This is a genomic window from Arthrobacter sp. B2a2-09, assembly GCF_027587375.1.
GTDB lineage: Bacteria > Actinomycetota > Actinomycetes > Actinomycetales > Micrococcaceae > Arthrobacter.
In genome coordinates this window covers 97,863-111,765 of record NZ_JAMXIC010000018.1, presented here as the reverse complement: position 1 = coordinate 111,765, position 13,903 = coordinate 97,863, and the positions used below count along the sequence as shown (strand labels likewise).

The following is a 13,903-nucleotide window of genomic DNA, read 5'->3' as shown; positions in this document are numbered from 1 at the left end:
GGAGGGCCGCGGCGGTTCGTTCGCTGATGGTCAGGACGCAGGCGACCTCGGCGACCAGGGCAAGCTCCTGGGCGGTGCGTTCCTGCGGTGACGCCGCCGGTGGGGCCAGGAGCCTGGCTGTCCGGAGGTAGTCCGCGGCTAGTTTCGCTTTCAGCGCGGCGGTCCGGGCTTCCAGCCGGGCGACTTCGGCGAGGCCGTCCAGGCAGCCGTCCGCCAGTTGTCGCAGCGGATCGGTGCTTTCGGAGGAATCAGCGTCTGCCGGGAACTCGGCGTCTTGCGGGGAATCGGGGGCGGGCGGGTCGGAGCGGTCCGCGCCGGCGTCGATGAAGGCAGTGAGCACGGCAACGGACGCGGCAATGGCCTCAATGGCCGCCTTGCTGTCCGCGCTCCAAGCTGTCCTTCGATCCATGCAAACAGCATCTCAGCAGGCACCGACAAGTTAGTGCAGCTGCTTGGGCAGCCTCAGTTCGGTTCCCGCCGGTTCACCGATTTGCTGTTGATGCCCTGCGAAAGTTCGGCCTCCAGCTCGCTAATGCTGGGCAGAGTTGAGGCGAATTCCGGCAGCGACCCCGCGATCTCAGCTTCCCATTCCGCGATGCCAACGGGCTTGTTGAACCCGCGGAGGGCGTATTCGGCCACAACATTGCTCTTGGTCTTGCACAGCAACAGTCCGATGGCTGGCTGGTCGTCGTCGTGCGCAAGCAGATCGTCCACGGCAGACATGTACATGTTGATTTGGCCAAGATATTCCGGCTTGAAGGCGGTGGCCTTCAGCTCAATGACCACGAAGCAACGCAGTTTGAAGTTGTAGAACAGCAGATCGGTGAAGAACTCGTCGCTGCTGATGGTGAGCCTCACTTGTCGGCCCACGAAGGCAAAGCCTTGGCCAAGTTCCAGAAGGGACTTTTCAACGTGCCGGATCAACTGATTTTCAAGTTCGCGCTCGTCCCGCTTGCCCGCCATGGCGACGAGGTCCTTGAACGACTGTTGGGCAAGATCAGAGTCCGACGGCGGCAGGGTCGCCTTGAAGTTGGTGATCGCCTTGCCGGAGCGTTCGTGAAGCCGGGTTTCGATCTGAAGAACCAAGACGTTGCGCGACCAGCCTTCGGCCAGCACCTGCTCGGCGTACCAGACCCTGTGAGCTTGCTCCGCCAGTTTGTCGAGCAGGATGAGGTTGTGGCCCCACGGGAATGTTGCAACACTATGTGCCGGGCATGGGCTGGGGACCAGAAGCCGCTCCCGGGAGGTACCGTAGGGCTGGTTGAAGTCGGCATCTGACCCCTATCCGGTTCCCCATCGGATGTGCTTCTCTTGGAGGACGGGCCCTCCCCGGGCCAAACCAGGAGGAGAACAAGTGCCTATCTGCCAGACAGCCAGCTACCAAGTTGAAGCTGACGCCGTCGAACGGGTCAAAGCGGCCGTCGAAGTTTTCGTGGACTACGTCCGGGCGAACGAACCGGGAACCCGGCTCTATTCTGCTTGGCAGGACTCCGAAGATCCCACCAAGTTCGTCCATTTGTTCATCTTCGAAGACGAAAAGGCACATGAAGCCCACGGGAAATCCGCGGAGGTGGCGGCATTCGAAGCCGTCTACCGGCCTGTCCTCACTGCCGGTCCGGTGGTGTTCAAAGACTACGCAATGGTTGCAAGCAACATCTGATAGTCAGCATCTTGCTCATCATGCCGAAGCTAGGGCTTCGCGTGCTGGGGGCAACGCCGGTTCGCCTATTTCATCGGCACAGCAAGGAAGCCGTTGCGGGGACGGTTAGCGAGAGGCAAGGATCAGGCGTTCTGTTCGAGGCTGACCACGCGGTCGCACGCGTTGGCGACGACGCTGTCATGGGTGACGATGACGATGGTCTTTCCGTCGTTCCTCATGCCGTGGAGGATTCCAAGGATGTGGTCTCTGTTCTCAGCGTCGAGGGATCCGGTTGGCTCGTCGGCGAGCACGAGCTCGCAGGGTTTGAGCATCAGCCGTGCCAAAGCGAGCCGCTGCTGTTCCACACCGGAAAGCTCGTAGCCTCTGCGATTGCCGAAGCCTTCCAGGCCGGTGCGGCGAAGGGACTCCGAACGATGGCTTGCCCGCTTGGTGCGCGGAACGCCCGCATAGGTTTGGGCCACTTTGAGGTTGTAGTCGGCGGTTTCACCGTCGATGAGGGCGCAGTTCTGAAACAGATACCCAAGCCGGCGTCGAAGCATTATCTCGGCATGCTTGGATTTGACTCTGGGGGCTGCCGCGCCAAACAGGGACACGGCTCTTGCATCGAATGGCTCGAGGAGACCGGTCATATTGAGCACAGTTGATTTGCCCGTCCCGCTCTTGCCGGTCAGTGCAACCATCTCGCCTCGGTGGATCGCGAGGTCGAGGTTATTGGCGGACCTCCGTGTAGGTTTCCTCCAAATAGCCGCGGCTGTGGGGCCGGGACCGCGGGGACTCCGTAAGCTTGGCCGACATGGTAGGCGGACAAATCTTTAGGTGTCTTCGAACGCCAGCAGGTCTCCCGGCCATGGACGCCGAAACCGGACACGGGATAGTGGGCTCATGTGTGGACGCTACGTGGTCTCTCCCCGCGCCACGAAAAAGCCCGTGGCCTGGCGTGCCGGGGGCACCCAGTGAAGGGAAGGCATCGGAGAATTGATCACGGTGTAGCGCTTGAACGAGCGTCCGGAATGGAAAGGATGACTGATGGATCCAACGGGTCAGAAACCAGGACTCCCACCGGGAGGCTGGTCTGCGGATCCCTACGGGTCCGGAACCTCCAAATGGGGAGACAGCGCCGGGCAAGCCGAAGGGGATACAGGCACCCAAAGCCAGCTGGCCGCACGGATCCCCGGACTACGGCTTCCCCGGCCTATGCTCGGAGCCCACGTGCCCGTGTACACCCCTTACATCTGGATGCTCCTTGCCGTGCCTGTCCTGGCTGCCCGCGGCGACGTCGTGCGCATGGTAGCGGCGATCCTCCACGCTGGCTCGGTCACACCGGCCACTATGGTTCTTTTCTCTGCTGTGATGTCCTTTGGTGCCACCGGTGTTCTGGGCTACCTGGACTGGCGGAAGCTGCGCGGCGTCGGGGTCGTGCGGCCTTTCCCTTGGATCTGGGCCTTCCTGCCCACGGTCTATGTCATCGGCCGGACAACCGTCATCAGGAGAATCGCCCCGCGCAGGGGCCTGGCACCGGTATGGGTGCTCATCGCCTCATTCCTCCTGATCGCGTTGTACCTCAACCATGTCATCTAGACACGCTTTCCCACACCATCGCCCAACAAACCGCGGGCTAACGCTCAGCGGCGGGACGTTCGGCTCTTCTGTGCAGCTTCTTCTGCCTCGGCTTTGGCGGACTGAACGATCTCGCGGAAATCCGCCCGTTGCAGGTAGTCCTCGCCTGGTCCGCGGATGACCCTGCCTAGGTAGGGGTCGCGTTGTTCCAGTTTCCTGTTCCCGTGTTGCAGTGTGGTGTAGCCGGTTTCTTCCTCGGCTTTTGTTTTTATCGCGACGTAGATGACCAGGAATGCGACTGAAAAGCCGCCCACGAGCATTCCAGCTGCAGCGGTGTACATGAGCCACAACAGGGGGATGCGCGAAACGTTCAGGACGCCCATGATGGCGAGGAAGGCCAAAGTAATAGTTGTACTTCTGAAACGCATACGCATCAGCGCGTAGGCTGTGGGCCCTGCAAGTAGCCGACTCTCAGGATCATGGGTTACCAAGTCAAAGCTCCATATCCACCATCGAGTAAGTCGGAGGGCAGGGTGCTCACGTTCGCCGGCTTCGTTCGCTTGAATAGCCCATGCCCCAGTGAATCACGAGGTTGCCGCGATTTGCCTGAGGACCGTTCAGAGGAAACGCCACACGGATAGCTCCGGACTCACGCCATACGAGGCGGTGACATCCCTGATCGGTGCGAATTCGGCGACCTGGTCAGTAGGCTCCCAGGTGGTCCTGGATCAGGCCGTCTCAGTGGTCCTCAATTGGGTTGACATACTCAAGCCTGCGAGTTCTTCCTCAACCGAATGAGAAACGACCCATCGACCAAGCCCCGCGCGGACAGTCCCCGGCTGCCGCCCTGGTGATCAGAAAAGCAGAGGTGGGGTCCAAGCCAATGGGATTCGTAGAACATTTCGAGAAGGAGGAGCTATAAATTGGTGACCACGTTCCTGACCGTGATCTCATTGCAGGACCCACCGCATTCGCCCTCCCACGTTGGCGCTTCAGATGCACAACGGTGGGCGTGGTTATTTGTCTCACTGTCCTTGCACTGAGCGTTTCAGGCGTGCCCCAGTCGTGGCTCACAAACACCTTCGTAGCCGCCATGGTCGTTAGTGCCCTACCCGTCATGGTACTTATCCAATGGGTTGCGACTAAGGGGCGGGCAGAGCGCGTGGCTGGATACACCACGTTGCAGTACGGGGATCAATAACTGGAACAGCGCGACCCCTACCTTGGTAGGGTCATCCGTGGACCAGGAGAGGACTACCTGCAACGGGCGGATTTCCGCGCCATCCTCCAAGCTGCCAAGGATGAAGCCGAGAAAATTGCGCCGAACCGCGGGTAATCGACGGGGTCACGGGCAACCTGGCCAAACTCAACGAGCCGTCCCCGAGCCATGCCCGGACTGAAGCGCGGTAACCTACAGCCCATGAGCATGCGCAACGTCATTCAGAGGACCTTCGACGAGTTCGGCAGGTCTCTGGGCGGATCGAAGAAGTCCGGCTCGTGGTATGTCACCGGGCCTGACGCCATCGCCGTTCTGAACCTCCAGAAGTCCCAGTACGGTCCGCATTACTACCTCAACGTCGGCCTTTGGTTCTTGGGCCTCGGCGCCGCAACAAACCCCAAGCCGACCCACTGTCACGTTCAGAGTCGTCTGGAGGCATTGGTCCCAGCAGATCACCGCCCGAATCTGGAGGCCTTGCTCGACCTTGATCAAGTAGTCGATGACGAAGAGCGACGCGTACTGTGGGGTCTTGTCCATTGCTATTTGACTAGAGCTGAGGTTCATCGTTGGTCCTTCAAGGTCGCGCAAAAGCAACCCGTGAGACGATTATTGCCGGGGCGGCAAAGGTCTTCGCAGAGCACGGTTACGGAACCTCCAGCATCACCTTGGTCGCCGATGCTGCCCAGGTGACGAAGGGGGCCCTCTACTTTCACTTCAAGTCGAAAGACGAGTTGGCCCGAGCGGTCCTTGACGAGCAGCACGCGGTCGCCGTTAGGACGGGAGAAGCTATCCTTGCTGAGAACGGGACCGCACTGACCACCATGATCAATCTGTGCGGAGCATTTGGGACTCAACTGGCCAATGACCAGATATTCCGGGCCGGTATCCGGCTTACCCTTGAAGCGTCGGCTTTCGGCCAAACTGCTCGCGGTCCCTACGAAGACTGGATTGCCACGCTGGCAAGGCTTGCCGAGCAAGGTATAACGGAAGGCCAAATCCGGCCTTCCGTGGAGCCCCTCGCTCTGGCCCGGTACATCGTTGCCTCGTTCACCGGGGTCCAGATGGTTTCGAACATTCTGACGGGCCGGGACGATGTCATGAACCGGATCCAGGAAATGTGGGAGATCCTGCTGCCCGGCATCATGCGTGAAGATTCGGCTGAAGACCCGAAGGAACTTGCCGGGCTGATTTCGCGGAAACACACTGACCGGCGGCGAAAAGTTTCTGCTTCGGCGTGATTGAGCAGGACACAAGGATTCCCTTTAGCAAGCTTGGGGGGCCGGCGGCGTCTGGGGTAGAGAGCCCCGAGCCCCGGGCTCCAGGGGCCCTCCCGCCGTCGGCCCCGTCTTATCCCGGTCCCGCAGGGCCGGTAGCTTATCGAGGTGCCGAATGTGTTCCTACATATATTCAACAGTCTTTTCCTGCGATCTGAAACGAGTGGCGTGTACTCGTTTTAGGCCCGGAAGACTCCGGAACCCGCGGCGGCCTTACGAAGCCGGACTCACGCAGCTCGGACTTCACCAGCTATGACCACCGCTGCCGTTTCGGAAAGGGAATCCGGTCCAAATCGTTCGCTGCGATCACCGCAATCCCGCCCGACCGGGCGCGGGCTTGCTCAGCGAGCAGGCCGACGTCGGTGTAGCGTGCCGAGAAATGGGTAAGGATGAGCATGCCCGCTTGGGCGGTGGCAGCCAACGCACCCGATTGCCCGGCCGTCAGGTGGCGGTACTGGGTGGCGAGGCCGCCGTCGTCGTCGCTGAAAGTGGACTCCGCCACGAGAAGGTCGACGCCGTCCGCGAGTTCCTCCGCACCGGCGCATGGCGCCGTGTCCATAACGAAAGCAAAGCTCTGCCCGGGCCTCGGCACGCTCACATCTTCCAAGCGCACGCCGCGTAGGCTCCCGTCCTGCTGAAGGAGGCTGATCTCAGGCCCGGTAATCCCGGCCGCCGCCAGCCGCTCCGGAAGGAGACTGCGGCCGTCAGGTTCCGCGAACCTGTAGCCGTACGTCTCGATCCGATGCAACAACGGGCGCACCTCCAGTCCCGGGGCAACGGCACCTGCGCCCCCATGCGGATGCAGCCGAAGGTCGACGCCGGGGGAGGCGACGGCAACGAGCGCGCGGATCATATCCTCGCCGGACGCGGGATAGTGCAAGTGGACCGGATGCGGGACTCGATCCAGGGCCATACGGGAAAGCACCCCGGGAAGCCCTAGGCAGTGGTCGCCGTGGACATGAGTGATGCAGATGCGCGTGATCTGGCTGGCCGAGACACCGGCCTGGATCATTTGACGCTGGGTGCCTTCCCCCGGGTCGAAGAGCAGGCCTTCCCCGTCCCAGTGGAGCACATATCCGTTGTGGTTGCGGGTCCTGGTGGGGACCTGGGAAGCGGTGCCGAGAACCACGAATTCGCGCATGGAACTGAGTCTCTCACTACTTGGCAGCCACACCCAGCACCCCGTAGTGCCCTTGCCGGGTGACCGTCTTGGGAGGAAGATATGCGGCAGACCCAGGAGGCCTTCCATGATCCAGCTCGGGAAGTTTGAAAAGTACTTGGTCGAGGAATTCTTCGACGACTACCGCTCGGGAGACATGTCGCAGCGAGCCTTCATTCGTCGGCTCGCGTTTATCACCGGGAGCATGGCTGCCGCCTCCTCGACGATGCTGCAGCTCGGATGTACTCCGGATGAGGTCCCGCGAAGCACCGATCCCATGCCAAGCCCCGAGGCTTCGACCGCCCGGCCCGCAGCTACGCCGTCTGCGGGGGCCGTACCGGGAGCGAAGAGCCCGCTTTCCATCCCGGACGGCGCGCCCGGTCTGGCGGCGGCCACGGTCCGGTTCCCAAGCGGCGGAACCGAGATCAGTGCCTACATTGCTAGGCCTGATGCCGCCGATGCGGGGCCGGCGGTGCTGGTTTGCCACGAAAACCGCGGACTGACCCCGCATATCCAGGACGTAGCGCGACGTTTCGCAAGAGCCGGATACGTTGCCTTGGCCCCGGATCTTCTCAGCAGGGAAGGAGGCACATCGAGCCTGGATGCCGATGCGGTACCCGGTGCCCTTACCCGGGCCGGAGCTGAACGCCATGTCTCCGACTTCTCCGCGGGTTTCGACTATCTCCGATCGCTGGATTTTGTTGACGGAGAGCGAATCGCGATGAATGGCTATTGTTTTGGCGGTGGTATCACCTGGCAATCCGCTACCGAAATACCAAGTCTGAAAGCCACGGCAGCCTTCTACGGACCCGCCCCCGACCTGGACCGAGTCCCATCCATCAAACCGGCAGTCTTTGGCGTCTACGCCGAACTCGACCAGCGCATCACCGGGGCGATGCCTGCGCTCCGGGATGCCTTGGCTGCCACCGAGGTCCGCCACAAGCTGACCGTCTATCCCGGCGTCGACCATGCATTCCACAACGACACCAGCGAGCGGTACAACGAAACGCAGGCCACAGCCGCGTGGCAGGACATGCTGGCCTGGTTTGGTGAGTACGTCTGAGCCCACACCCTGTTGCGGAAGAATGTTCACATGAGTGACGCCGCCGGGTTTATCGATGAGGCTTTACGCCGTGAAAGCTCTTGGATCCGTGCGGACGAGGCGCAGACACGGCTCGGAGGCGGTCTCCTCTACTACGGCTCCTCGGTCGGTGCTGTCCGCGGAACAGTCCGCGACGCCCTCCGCCGCCACCCGGGACTCGCGCACGACGAGGTCACTGCCTTGAGCTCGGAATTGTGGGAGGCCCCGGTTTTCGAACGCCGGCTCGCGGCAATCGTGCTTTTGCAGTCCAACGTCCATCTGCTGACGAATACCGATCTGACTCGCCTCGAGGGTTTTGTCCGCGAAGCAAGGCTGCGCGAACTGGTCGATCCGCTCGCGGTCGATGTGATTGGACCGTTGATTGCCGGGCTGCAACGGCAGCCCAGGGCGCGTGCTGACGGCGTGCTGGATCGTTGGGCGCAGGAACCCGACGAGTGGCTGCGCCGCGCCGCGCTGATGTCGCCCCTGCGGGCACTCCGTAACGGCCGAGGTGATGGCGGAGGTGATTGGGACGCGTTTATACGCCACGCCACCGTGGCGCTCGACGCCTCTCGGGAAACTGGTGGTGACGCCGCGGTGGTCCGGGACGCGGTTTCCTCAGTTCTGGACGAGGTTGCCAAGCGCCGGCCCGAGCTGCAATTTCCCGGGGTCAGCTCTTCGGGAAGAGGGTGTTGTAGCGGTACATGAAGGCCGCCATGGCATCCCGGGCGACGGCTGTCACAGGCCGAAACGTCACGGTCTTATTCGTTTCGGTCCACCCGGTGGAGATTCCGGTGGACGCGAGCCAGGTGATTTCCTTGTAGAACGACGCTTGCGGTGTCACGTCGGCGAACGGTGAAGCCGCCGGGGCCGCGAAGGCCGGGCTGCCTGCGAGACGGTACATGAAGGCCGCCATGGCGTCGCGGTTCACAGGCTGCAGCGGGCGATAGGTCTTGATGCCGTTTCCTTCGTCCCAGCCGGTGGAGATGCCCTGCGTCGAGAGCCAAGTGATTTCCTTGTAGAACGGGGTCTGCGGTGTCAGGTCGCTGAAGGGAGAAACTGCCGGGGGCGTGAAGGCGGGGCTGCCTGCGAGACGGTACATGAAGGCCGCCATGGCGTCGCGGTTCACAGGCTGCAGCGGGCGGTAGGTCTTGATGCCGTTTCCTTCGTCCCAGCCGGTAGAGATGCCTTGGGTTGCGAGCCAATTGATCTCGGTAAAGTACGTGTAATTGCTGGGGACGTCACTGAAAGGGCTCGACGCCGGTGGTGGCGGTGGGGGTGGCGGCGTGGTCGACTGCCCCAAGGCCTGGGCGACGGTCCGGACGGAGGTGGTCCCGTTGGCGGTCCGCGCAGCCAGCCAGGTGACGAACGTGTCAAAGAGCGTTGGGCTGATGGTCAGCGTGGGATCAGTTCCGACGGCGATGTGGTGGAAAGTCAGTTCGAGCCATCCACCCGTCGACTCGGCGTTGGTGACCAGGTCCTCCAGGTTCTGCAGGGTCCAGGTGCTGTCGACTTCGTCGGGGGCCTTCGTGACCAGGGGGTTTGCCGGAGGAAGGGTCTCGGCGAATGGGCAGCTTGGGCAGCTTGCGGGCGAACGGATGTCGCCCAGCCCGCGTCCGCTGGCAAATCCACAGTTTTTCACGTCAGTTTGGACCGACGCGTTCTCAGCGGCAAATGGATAGGCGAAGTTGTTCACCTGGAATCCCCAGCTTTCCAGCGTCGACTTGCCGTTGCAGATTTCAGCGCTGGCGGCTGCGGAGGTGAGTGTGGTCAGGTCCGGGTGCGTGACGGTATGGCCGCCGATCTCGTTGCCGTCGCCTGCGATGGTGTGCAGATTCGACTGGGTGAGGTATCCCGGGGTGTCGATCCAGCTGGTAGTAATGAAGAAGGTTCCCACCAGCCCGTGGGCCTTCAACACCTGCTCGGCGGCAAGCTGGTTGCCGTTGCCGTCGTCGAAGGTCAAACTCACGATGGTAGGGGCTGCTGCCCGTGCGGGAACGACGACTCCGCCGAGGCCTCCAGCGGTGAGCAGCAGGGCACCCAGGACGGCGACCATCCGCTTGTACTTGTTCGGGCTGTGTGCGCGGCGGGACTCGCCTGTGGGCCGGCCCTGCTTCTTGGAATGCTGTTGTAACCAGCGCATGGCTCCTCCAAGAGACGAGGGCCCCCAGGCGCGTATGAATGTAGGGTACGCCTAGAATCCGGCAGGTTGAACACAAAAAACGGGCGGAAGCCGAATTCACAGCTTGCGTTCAGGTTCTACGGCCGAAGCACGCCCCATGGCGGCGACGTTCGCCGGTTCGTCAGCCAGTTCTGTCTCAAGAAGTTCGATGCTTGGCAGGCTTGAAGCGAGTTCCTCGGGCAGCGATTCAATGATTTCGCTCTGCCATTCCGAGACGCCGATGGGCAGGTTGATTCCGCGCAGCGCGTACTCGGCCACCACGTTGTTCTTCTCCTTGCAGAGCAAGAGGCCGACGGTTGGCTTGTCATCGGGATGCGCCAGAAGATCGTCCACAGCTGACATGTACATACCTAGCTGGCCGACAAATCCGGGCTCGAACTTCACGGCTTTGAGCTCGATCACAACATAGCAGCGGAGCTTCAAGTGATAGAAGAGGAGATCGGCGAAGAACTCATCGCCATTGATTTCCAATCGGACCTGCTCGCCGACAAAGGCGAAGCCTTGGCCCAGTTCCAGGAGGAACTTCTCCACATGCTGGACGAGTTGAAGCTCCAGTTCCCGCTCATTGCGGCGGTCAGTCATGGCGACGAAGTCGAACACATACGGGTCCCTGGTAGCTTGCTGGGCAAGGTCCGAGTCCGCCGGGATCATGGTGGTCTTGAAGTTGGTAATTGCTTGCCCGGAGCGCTCATGGAGGCGCGTTTCGATCTGATGGGCAAGAACGTTGCGCGACCATCCGTGTTCGACGGCGGCCGCTGCGTACCAGAGGCGGGTCGCGGCGTCGTTGAGCTTCTCAAGCAGCGCGATCTGGTGGTACCAGGGCAATGTTGCAAGCGGCGCTTGCAACATTGGGAACTCCGGCCAAGCCTGAGCGAAAGTCTTCATGTAGCGGAGGTTCCTTGGCGAGAATCCCTTGGAACCAGGGAACCGGGTTTGGATGTCCGCTGATAGGCGGGTGACGACCTTCGAGCCCCAGCCTTGCTCTGATTCCCGCTGTGCCAGTTGCCGTCCGATGGACCAATAGGAAGCGAGCAAGGCCCTGTTCGCTGCGGAAATGGCCCGTGAACGTCCCGTGCTGACTTCTTTGGAGACACTGGCAAGCAGCTCCGGGTACCAGTCCGGCATGGAGGTGGGCGTCGGGGGCGCCGTGAACGACGCCGCCGCTGCCGCCGTCGCGGTCTGTTCCGGTTTCAGTTCTTGACTTTGCACTGGCGATCCCTCTTCTAAGGCGGCTAGGTACGGCGACGGGTTCGGCGACCGTTTTGTCGAACGTATGGGGGAGGGCTGACAATTTAGGAGCTGAGACGCCCACGACCCGCCAGCCAGTCAGCCGCCCGCAGACTGTTCCCACGACGGCCCAACACTCGTAATCTGAATGCTGGGAGGTGGTTCCTGTGGAAGCAGCCCAGGGAGATCGGATCATCATTCATGGCAGAACGGTCGGGGCGTCCGACCGGCACGGCGAGATCATCGAAGTCCGCGGTGCAAATGGTGCGCCGCCGTACTTCGTGCGTTTTGACGATGGGCACGAGACCATCCTGTATCCGGGTGGTGATTTCACCATCGATCGCGCAGGCGGGAGGTCGTAGCCGCAGGGCCGGCCGTCTTCCGCCTTGGGCTAAGGTAAGACTTAGCTGCGAGGAGACCGGGGAGGGCATGCGTGGACCAGATCCTGGACCTGCCCTTTGAGGTGGCGCTTGTGGTGCTCTTCGCTGTGGTGATGGTCCGGGTCAACGCGACATACTGGATCGGCCGCTCCGCAGCGGCGGGAATGGAGCGCACGCGTTTCGCTGGTGCCCTGCATCGCCCCAAAGCAAGCAAAGCGCAGGCCCTGATACAGCGCTTTGGCCCCTACGCCGTCGTACTGACGTTCCTGACCATCGGGCTCCAAACTGCCGTCAACCTTGCCGCGGGGGCCGCGCGAATGCCGCTCCGCCGTTATCTCCCTGCCGCAGTAGTGGGCTCCGGCATCTGGGCCTTCGTCTACGCGACCATCGGGCTGGCGGCGATAGATGCCTGGCTCGCTGTCATGGCGGCGTCCCCTTTGGCCGCCGTTCTCCTGATCGTTTCCCTTGCCGGACTTGCAGTCTCCCTGGTCATTTGGCGTCGACGGCGGACGGCCGTGGCGCCAGAAGATACAGTGGTCTGAGTTCCATTACCGGACCGGCGAAAGGGCAGGCGTTGAGTATTGAGCTTCCGGACCTTGCGGAAGGCGACTTCTACTACGAATCGCTCGGGAATGGGCGGTTCCGCTCAACCATCCACGCCCAGGGCGCGTGGAATCCGCATGAGCAGCACATGGCGCCCGCCTCGGGCATCATGGCTGATGCCCTGCTCCGCCATGAGCCGCGCGACGACGTCCGGATGGCCCGCCTCAGCTACGAAATCCTGGGCTTGATCCCGGGCGGCGAATTCGAAATCACCACAGCCACCGTCCGCCCCGGTAGAACGATTGAACTGATCCAGGCGGAACTCTCGGCGGCAGGACGCGTGGCGATCCGTGCCACGGCCTGGCGCATGGCCACCAGCGACACGAGTGCCGTCGCCGCCATAGAAGACGTCGCAATGCCGGCCCCGGACGAATGCAAGCCGTGGGACGGTGCGAGTGTGTGGCCGGGTGGCTACATCCGGTCCCTGGAAATGCGGATAGCAGAAGGACACCGGGCAGGCTCGGGCAAAGTCTGGATCCGCACAGAGCATCCACTCACCAACGCGGCGGACAGCCGCGACCTCGCAAGGCTCGTTGGACTTGTGGACACGGCCAACGGTATCGCCGCCCGCGTTTCACCCGGAAAGAACAGCTATATCTTCCCCAACCTTGACCTGCAGATCCACATGTACCGGGAACCTGCGGGGGAATGGCTGGGCCTGGACAACATGGTCTCCTTTGGCAATGACGGCATCGGCCTGACGTCCACGGTGCTTCACGACATCAGTGGCCCTTTCGGCCGCGCTGAGCAGATCCTCACGCTGAGGAAGAGCTGATGGTCGAGGACATCGCCCGAACACAGCGCACGCTGACGGTGGTGCGTCAGGAAGAATCCCTCGGCGTCGCTGATGACCTGGACTTCGGGATCGAGCTCCTCAACCGTGCCCGCAGGGGGCTGCTGGCGCCAACGCTTCGTTTGTACCGTCCCCGCCCTACCGTGGCGTTCGGGCAACGCGATGCCAAGCTGCCGGGATTCCCGGCCGCCTCCGAGGCTTGCCGGGACCTGGGATTCGAACCTTTGATCCGCAAGGCTGGCGGCCGGGCAGCGGCCTACCATCGGGGCACCTTGGTGATCGACCATGTGGAGCCGCACACCGACGCGATTGCCGGGGCGAAGGCCCGTTTCTCCTTCTTTGGCGAGCTCCTGGCGGGTGCGCTTCGCCGCGTCGGCGTGCAGGCCGCCGTCGGGGAGATTCCCGGCGAATACTGCCCGGGTGAGTTCAGCGTCCACGGCCTGGACCCCGATTTTCCAACACACCAGATCAAGCTCGTCGGCACGGCCCAGAGGGTGGTTTCCGGGGGATGGCTGTTCAGCTCGGTGATCGTCGTCGAGAACTCGGCACCCATCCGCGAAGTCCTCACTGCCAGCTATGAAGCCCTCGGCCTGGAGTGGGACCCTGCCACCGCCGGGGCGGCGAATGACCTCTTGCCGCAGCTGGATGTACCGACCGTGGAAGACGCCGTCGTCGCGGCGTACGCAGAATACGCCGAACTCATCGACGGCGATTTCCAGAGCCTTCTCCCAGTGACGAGCACCAGCACGCCGTTGTAGACGAATACGG

At 62.3% G+C, this 13,903-nt stretch carries 15 protein-coding genes and 2 pseudogenes; 10 read left to right on the top strand and 7 right to left on the bottom strand.

Annotation, left to right across the window (positions count from 1 at the left end):
- Window positions 1–409, bottom strand: a pseudogene (locus NFJ07_RS17950) (HNH endonuclease signature motif containing protein); the annotation flags it as partial.
- A gap of 53 nt (window positions 410–462) precedes the next feature.
- Entirely contained in the window at window positions 463–1,230 is a 768-nt protein-coding gene (locus NFJ07_RS17945) for a PDDEXK nuclease domain-containing protein (RefSeq protein WP_269996295.1), read from the bottom strand.
- A 124-nt stretch (window positions 1,231–1,354) separates the two neighbouring features.
- On the opposite strand from NFJ07_RS17945, the gene NFJ07_RS17940 reads away from it, so the two are divergent.
- Window positions 1,355–1,660 (top strand): putative quinol monooxygenase, encoded by a 306-nt coding sequence (locus NFJ07_RS17940; RefSeq protein ID WP_269996282.1) that lies wholly within the window; start codon window positions 1,355–1,357, stop codon window positions 1,658–1,660.
- 122 nt (window positions 1,661–1,782) lie between these two features.
- Here NFJ07_RS17940 and NFJ07_RS17935 read toward each other — a convergent pair whose 3' ends face one another.
- Window positions 1,783–2,403, bottom strand: a complete 621-nt coding sequence (locus tag NFJ07_RS17935) for an ATP-binding cassette domain-containing protein (protein ID WP_269996293.1) — start codon at window positions 2,401–2,403, stop codon at window positions 1,783–1,785.
- A 283-nt stretch (window positions 2,404–2,686) separates the two neighbouring features.
- Between NFJ07_RS17935 and NFJ07_RS17930 the strand changes: the two genes are divergently transcribed.
- The gene (locus NFJ07_RS17930) at window positions 2,687–3,238 is read left to right on the top strand and encodes a hypothetical protein (RefSeq protein WP_269996280.1); all 552 of its coding nucleotides are present in this window, start codon (window positions 2,687–2,689) and stop codon (window positions 3,236–3,238) included.
- Window positions 3,239–3,282: 44 nt separating this feature from the next.
- Here NFJ07_RS17930 and NFJ07_RS17925 read toward each other — a convergent pair whose 3' ends face one another.
- Window positions 3,283–3,651 carry a hypothetical protein gene (locus tag NFJ07_RS17925; protein ID WP_269996279.1) on the bottom strand — a complete coding sequence of 123 codons (369 nt, stop codon included), beginning with the start codon at window positions 3,649–3,651 and terminating at the stop codon, window positions 3,283–3,285.
- 953 nt (window positions 3,652–4,604) lie between these two features.
- On the opposite strand from NFJ07_RS17925, the pseudogene NFJ07_RS26065 reads away from it, so the two are divergent.
- Both NFJ07_RS26065 and NFJ07_RS17915 read left to right on the top strand, forming a co-directional pair.
- Window positions 4,605–4,862: pseudogene (locus tag NFJ07_RS26065) on the top strand (DUF4304 domain-containing protein); the annotation flags it as partial.
- A gap of 140 nt (window positions 4,863–5,002) precedes the next feature.
- The gene (locus tag NFJ07_RS17915) at window positions 5,003–5,674 is read left to right on the top strand and encodes a ScbR family autoregulator-binding transcription factor (protein ID WP_269996274.1); all 672 of its coding nucleotides are present in this window, start codon (window positions 5,003–5,005) and stop codon (window positions 5,672–5,674) included.
- A gap of 286 nt (window positions 5,675–5,960) precedes the next feature.
- Here the strand turns inward: NFJ07_RS17915 and NFJ07_RS17910 are convergent, their stop codons facing one another.
- The gene (locus NFJ07_RS17910; protein WP_269996272.1) at window positions 5,961–6,851 is read right to left on the bottom strand and encodes a ribonuclease Z; all 891 of its coding nucleotides are present in this window, start codon (window positions 6,849–6,851) and stop codon (window positions 5,961–5,963) included.
- A gap of 106 nt (window positions 6,852–6,957) precedes the next feature.
- Here NFJ07_RS17910 and NFJ07_RS17905 point away from each other — a divergent pair, with 106 nt between their 5' ends.
- Together NFJ07_RS17905 and NFJ07_RS17900 are read left to right on the top strand one after the other, a co-directional pair.
- The gene (locus tag NFJ07_RS17905) at window positions 6,958–7,932 is read left to right on the top strand and encodes a dienelactone hydrolase family protein (protein ID WP_269996270.1); all 975 of its coding nucleotides are present in this window, start codon (window positions 6,958–6,960) and stop codon (window positions 7,930–7,932) included.
- Between the two features lie 30 nt (window positions 7,933–7,962).
- Complete coding sequence (locus tag NFJ07_RS17900; RefSeq protein ID WP_269996268.1) at window positions 7,963–8,658, top strand: DNA alkylation repair protein; 696 nt, start codon at window positions 7,963–7,965, stop codon at window positions 8,656–8,658.
- Here NFJ07_RS17900 and NFJ07_RS25940 read toward each other — a convergent pair.
- Window positions 8,621–10,093, bottom strand: coding sequence for a polysaccharide deacetylase family protein (locus tag NFJ07_RS25940; protein WP_333482069.1), 1,473 nt, complete (start codon window positions 10,091–10,093; stop codon window positions 8,621–8,623). The two genes, NFJ07_RS17900 and NFJ07_RS25940, sit on opposite strands and share 38 nt — an antisense overlap.
- 96 nt (window positions 10,094–10,189) lie before the next feature.
- On the bottom strand, window positions 10,190–11,341 hold the full coding sequence (locus NFJ07_RS17885) for a PDDEXK nuclease domain-containing protein (RefSeq protein WP_269996266.1): 1,152 nt from the start codon (window positions 11,339–11,341) through the stop codon (window positions 10,190–10,192).
- Window positions 11,342–11,526: 185 nt separating this feature from the next.
- Here NFJ07_RS17885 and NFJ07_RS17880 point away from each other — a divergent pair, with 185 nt between their 5' ends.
- The 4 genes from NFJ07_RS17880 to NFJ07_RS17865 all read left to right on the top strand — a co-directional run bounded on the left by NFJ07_RS17880 (window position 11,527) and on the right by NFJ07_RS17865 (window position 13,893).
- Window positions 11,527–11,721 carry a DUF1918 domain-containing protein gene (locus NFJ07_RS17880; RefSeq protein ID WP_269996264.1) on the top strand — a complete coding sequence of 65 codons (195 nt, stop codon included), beginning with the start codon at window positions 11,527–11,529 and terminating at the stop codon, window positions 11,719–11,721.
- Window positions 11,722–11,792: 71 nt separating this feature from the next.
- Window positions 11,793–12,281, top strand: coding sequence for a DedA family protein (locus NFJ07_RS17875; RefSeq protein WP_269996262.1), 489 nt, complete (start codon window positions 11,793–11,795; stop codon window positions 12,279–12,281).
- 32 nt (window positions 12,282–12,313) lie between these two features.
- Complete coding sequence (locus tag NFJ07_RS17870) at window positions 12,314–13,117, top strand: thioesterase family protein (protein WP_269996261.1); 804 nt, start codon at window positions 12,314–12,316, stop codon at window positions 13,115–13,117.
- On the top strand, window positions 13,117–13,893 hold the full coding sequence (locus NFJ07_RS17865) for a lipoate--protein ligase family protein (RefSeq protein ID WP_269996260.1): 777 nt from the start codon (window positions 13,117–13,119) through the stop codon (window positions 13,891–13,893). The genes NFJ07_RS17870 and NFJ07_RS17865 overlap by 1 nt, the downstream gene beginning before the upstream one ends.
- The last annotated feature ends 10 nt before the right edge of the window (window positions 13,894–13,903 follow it).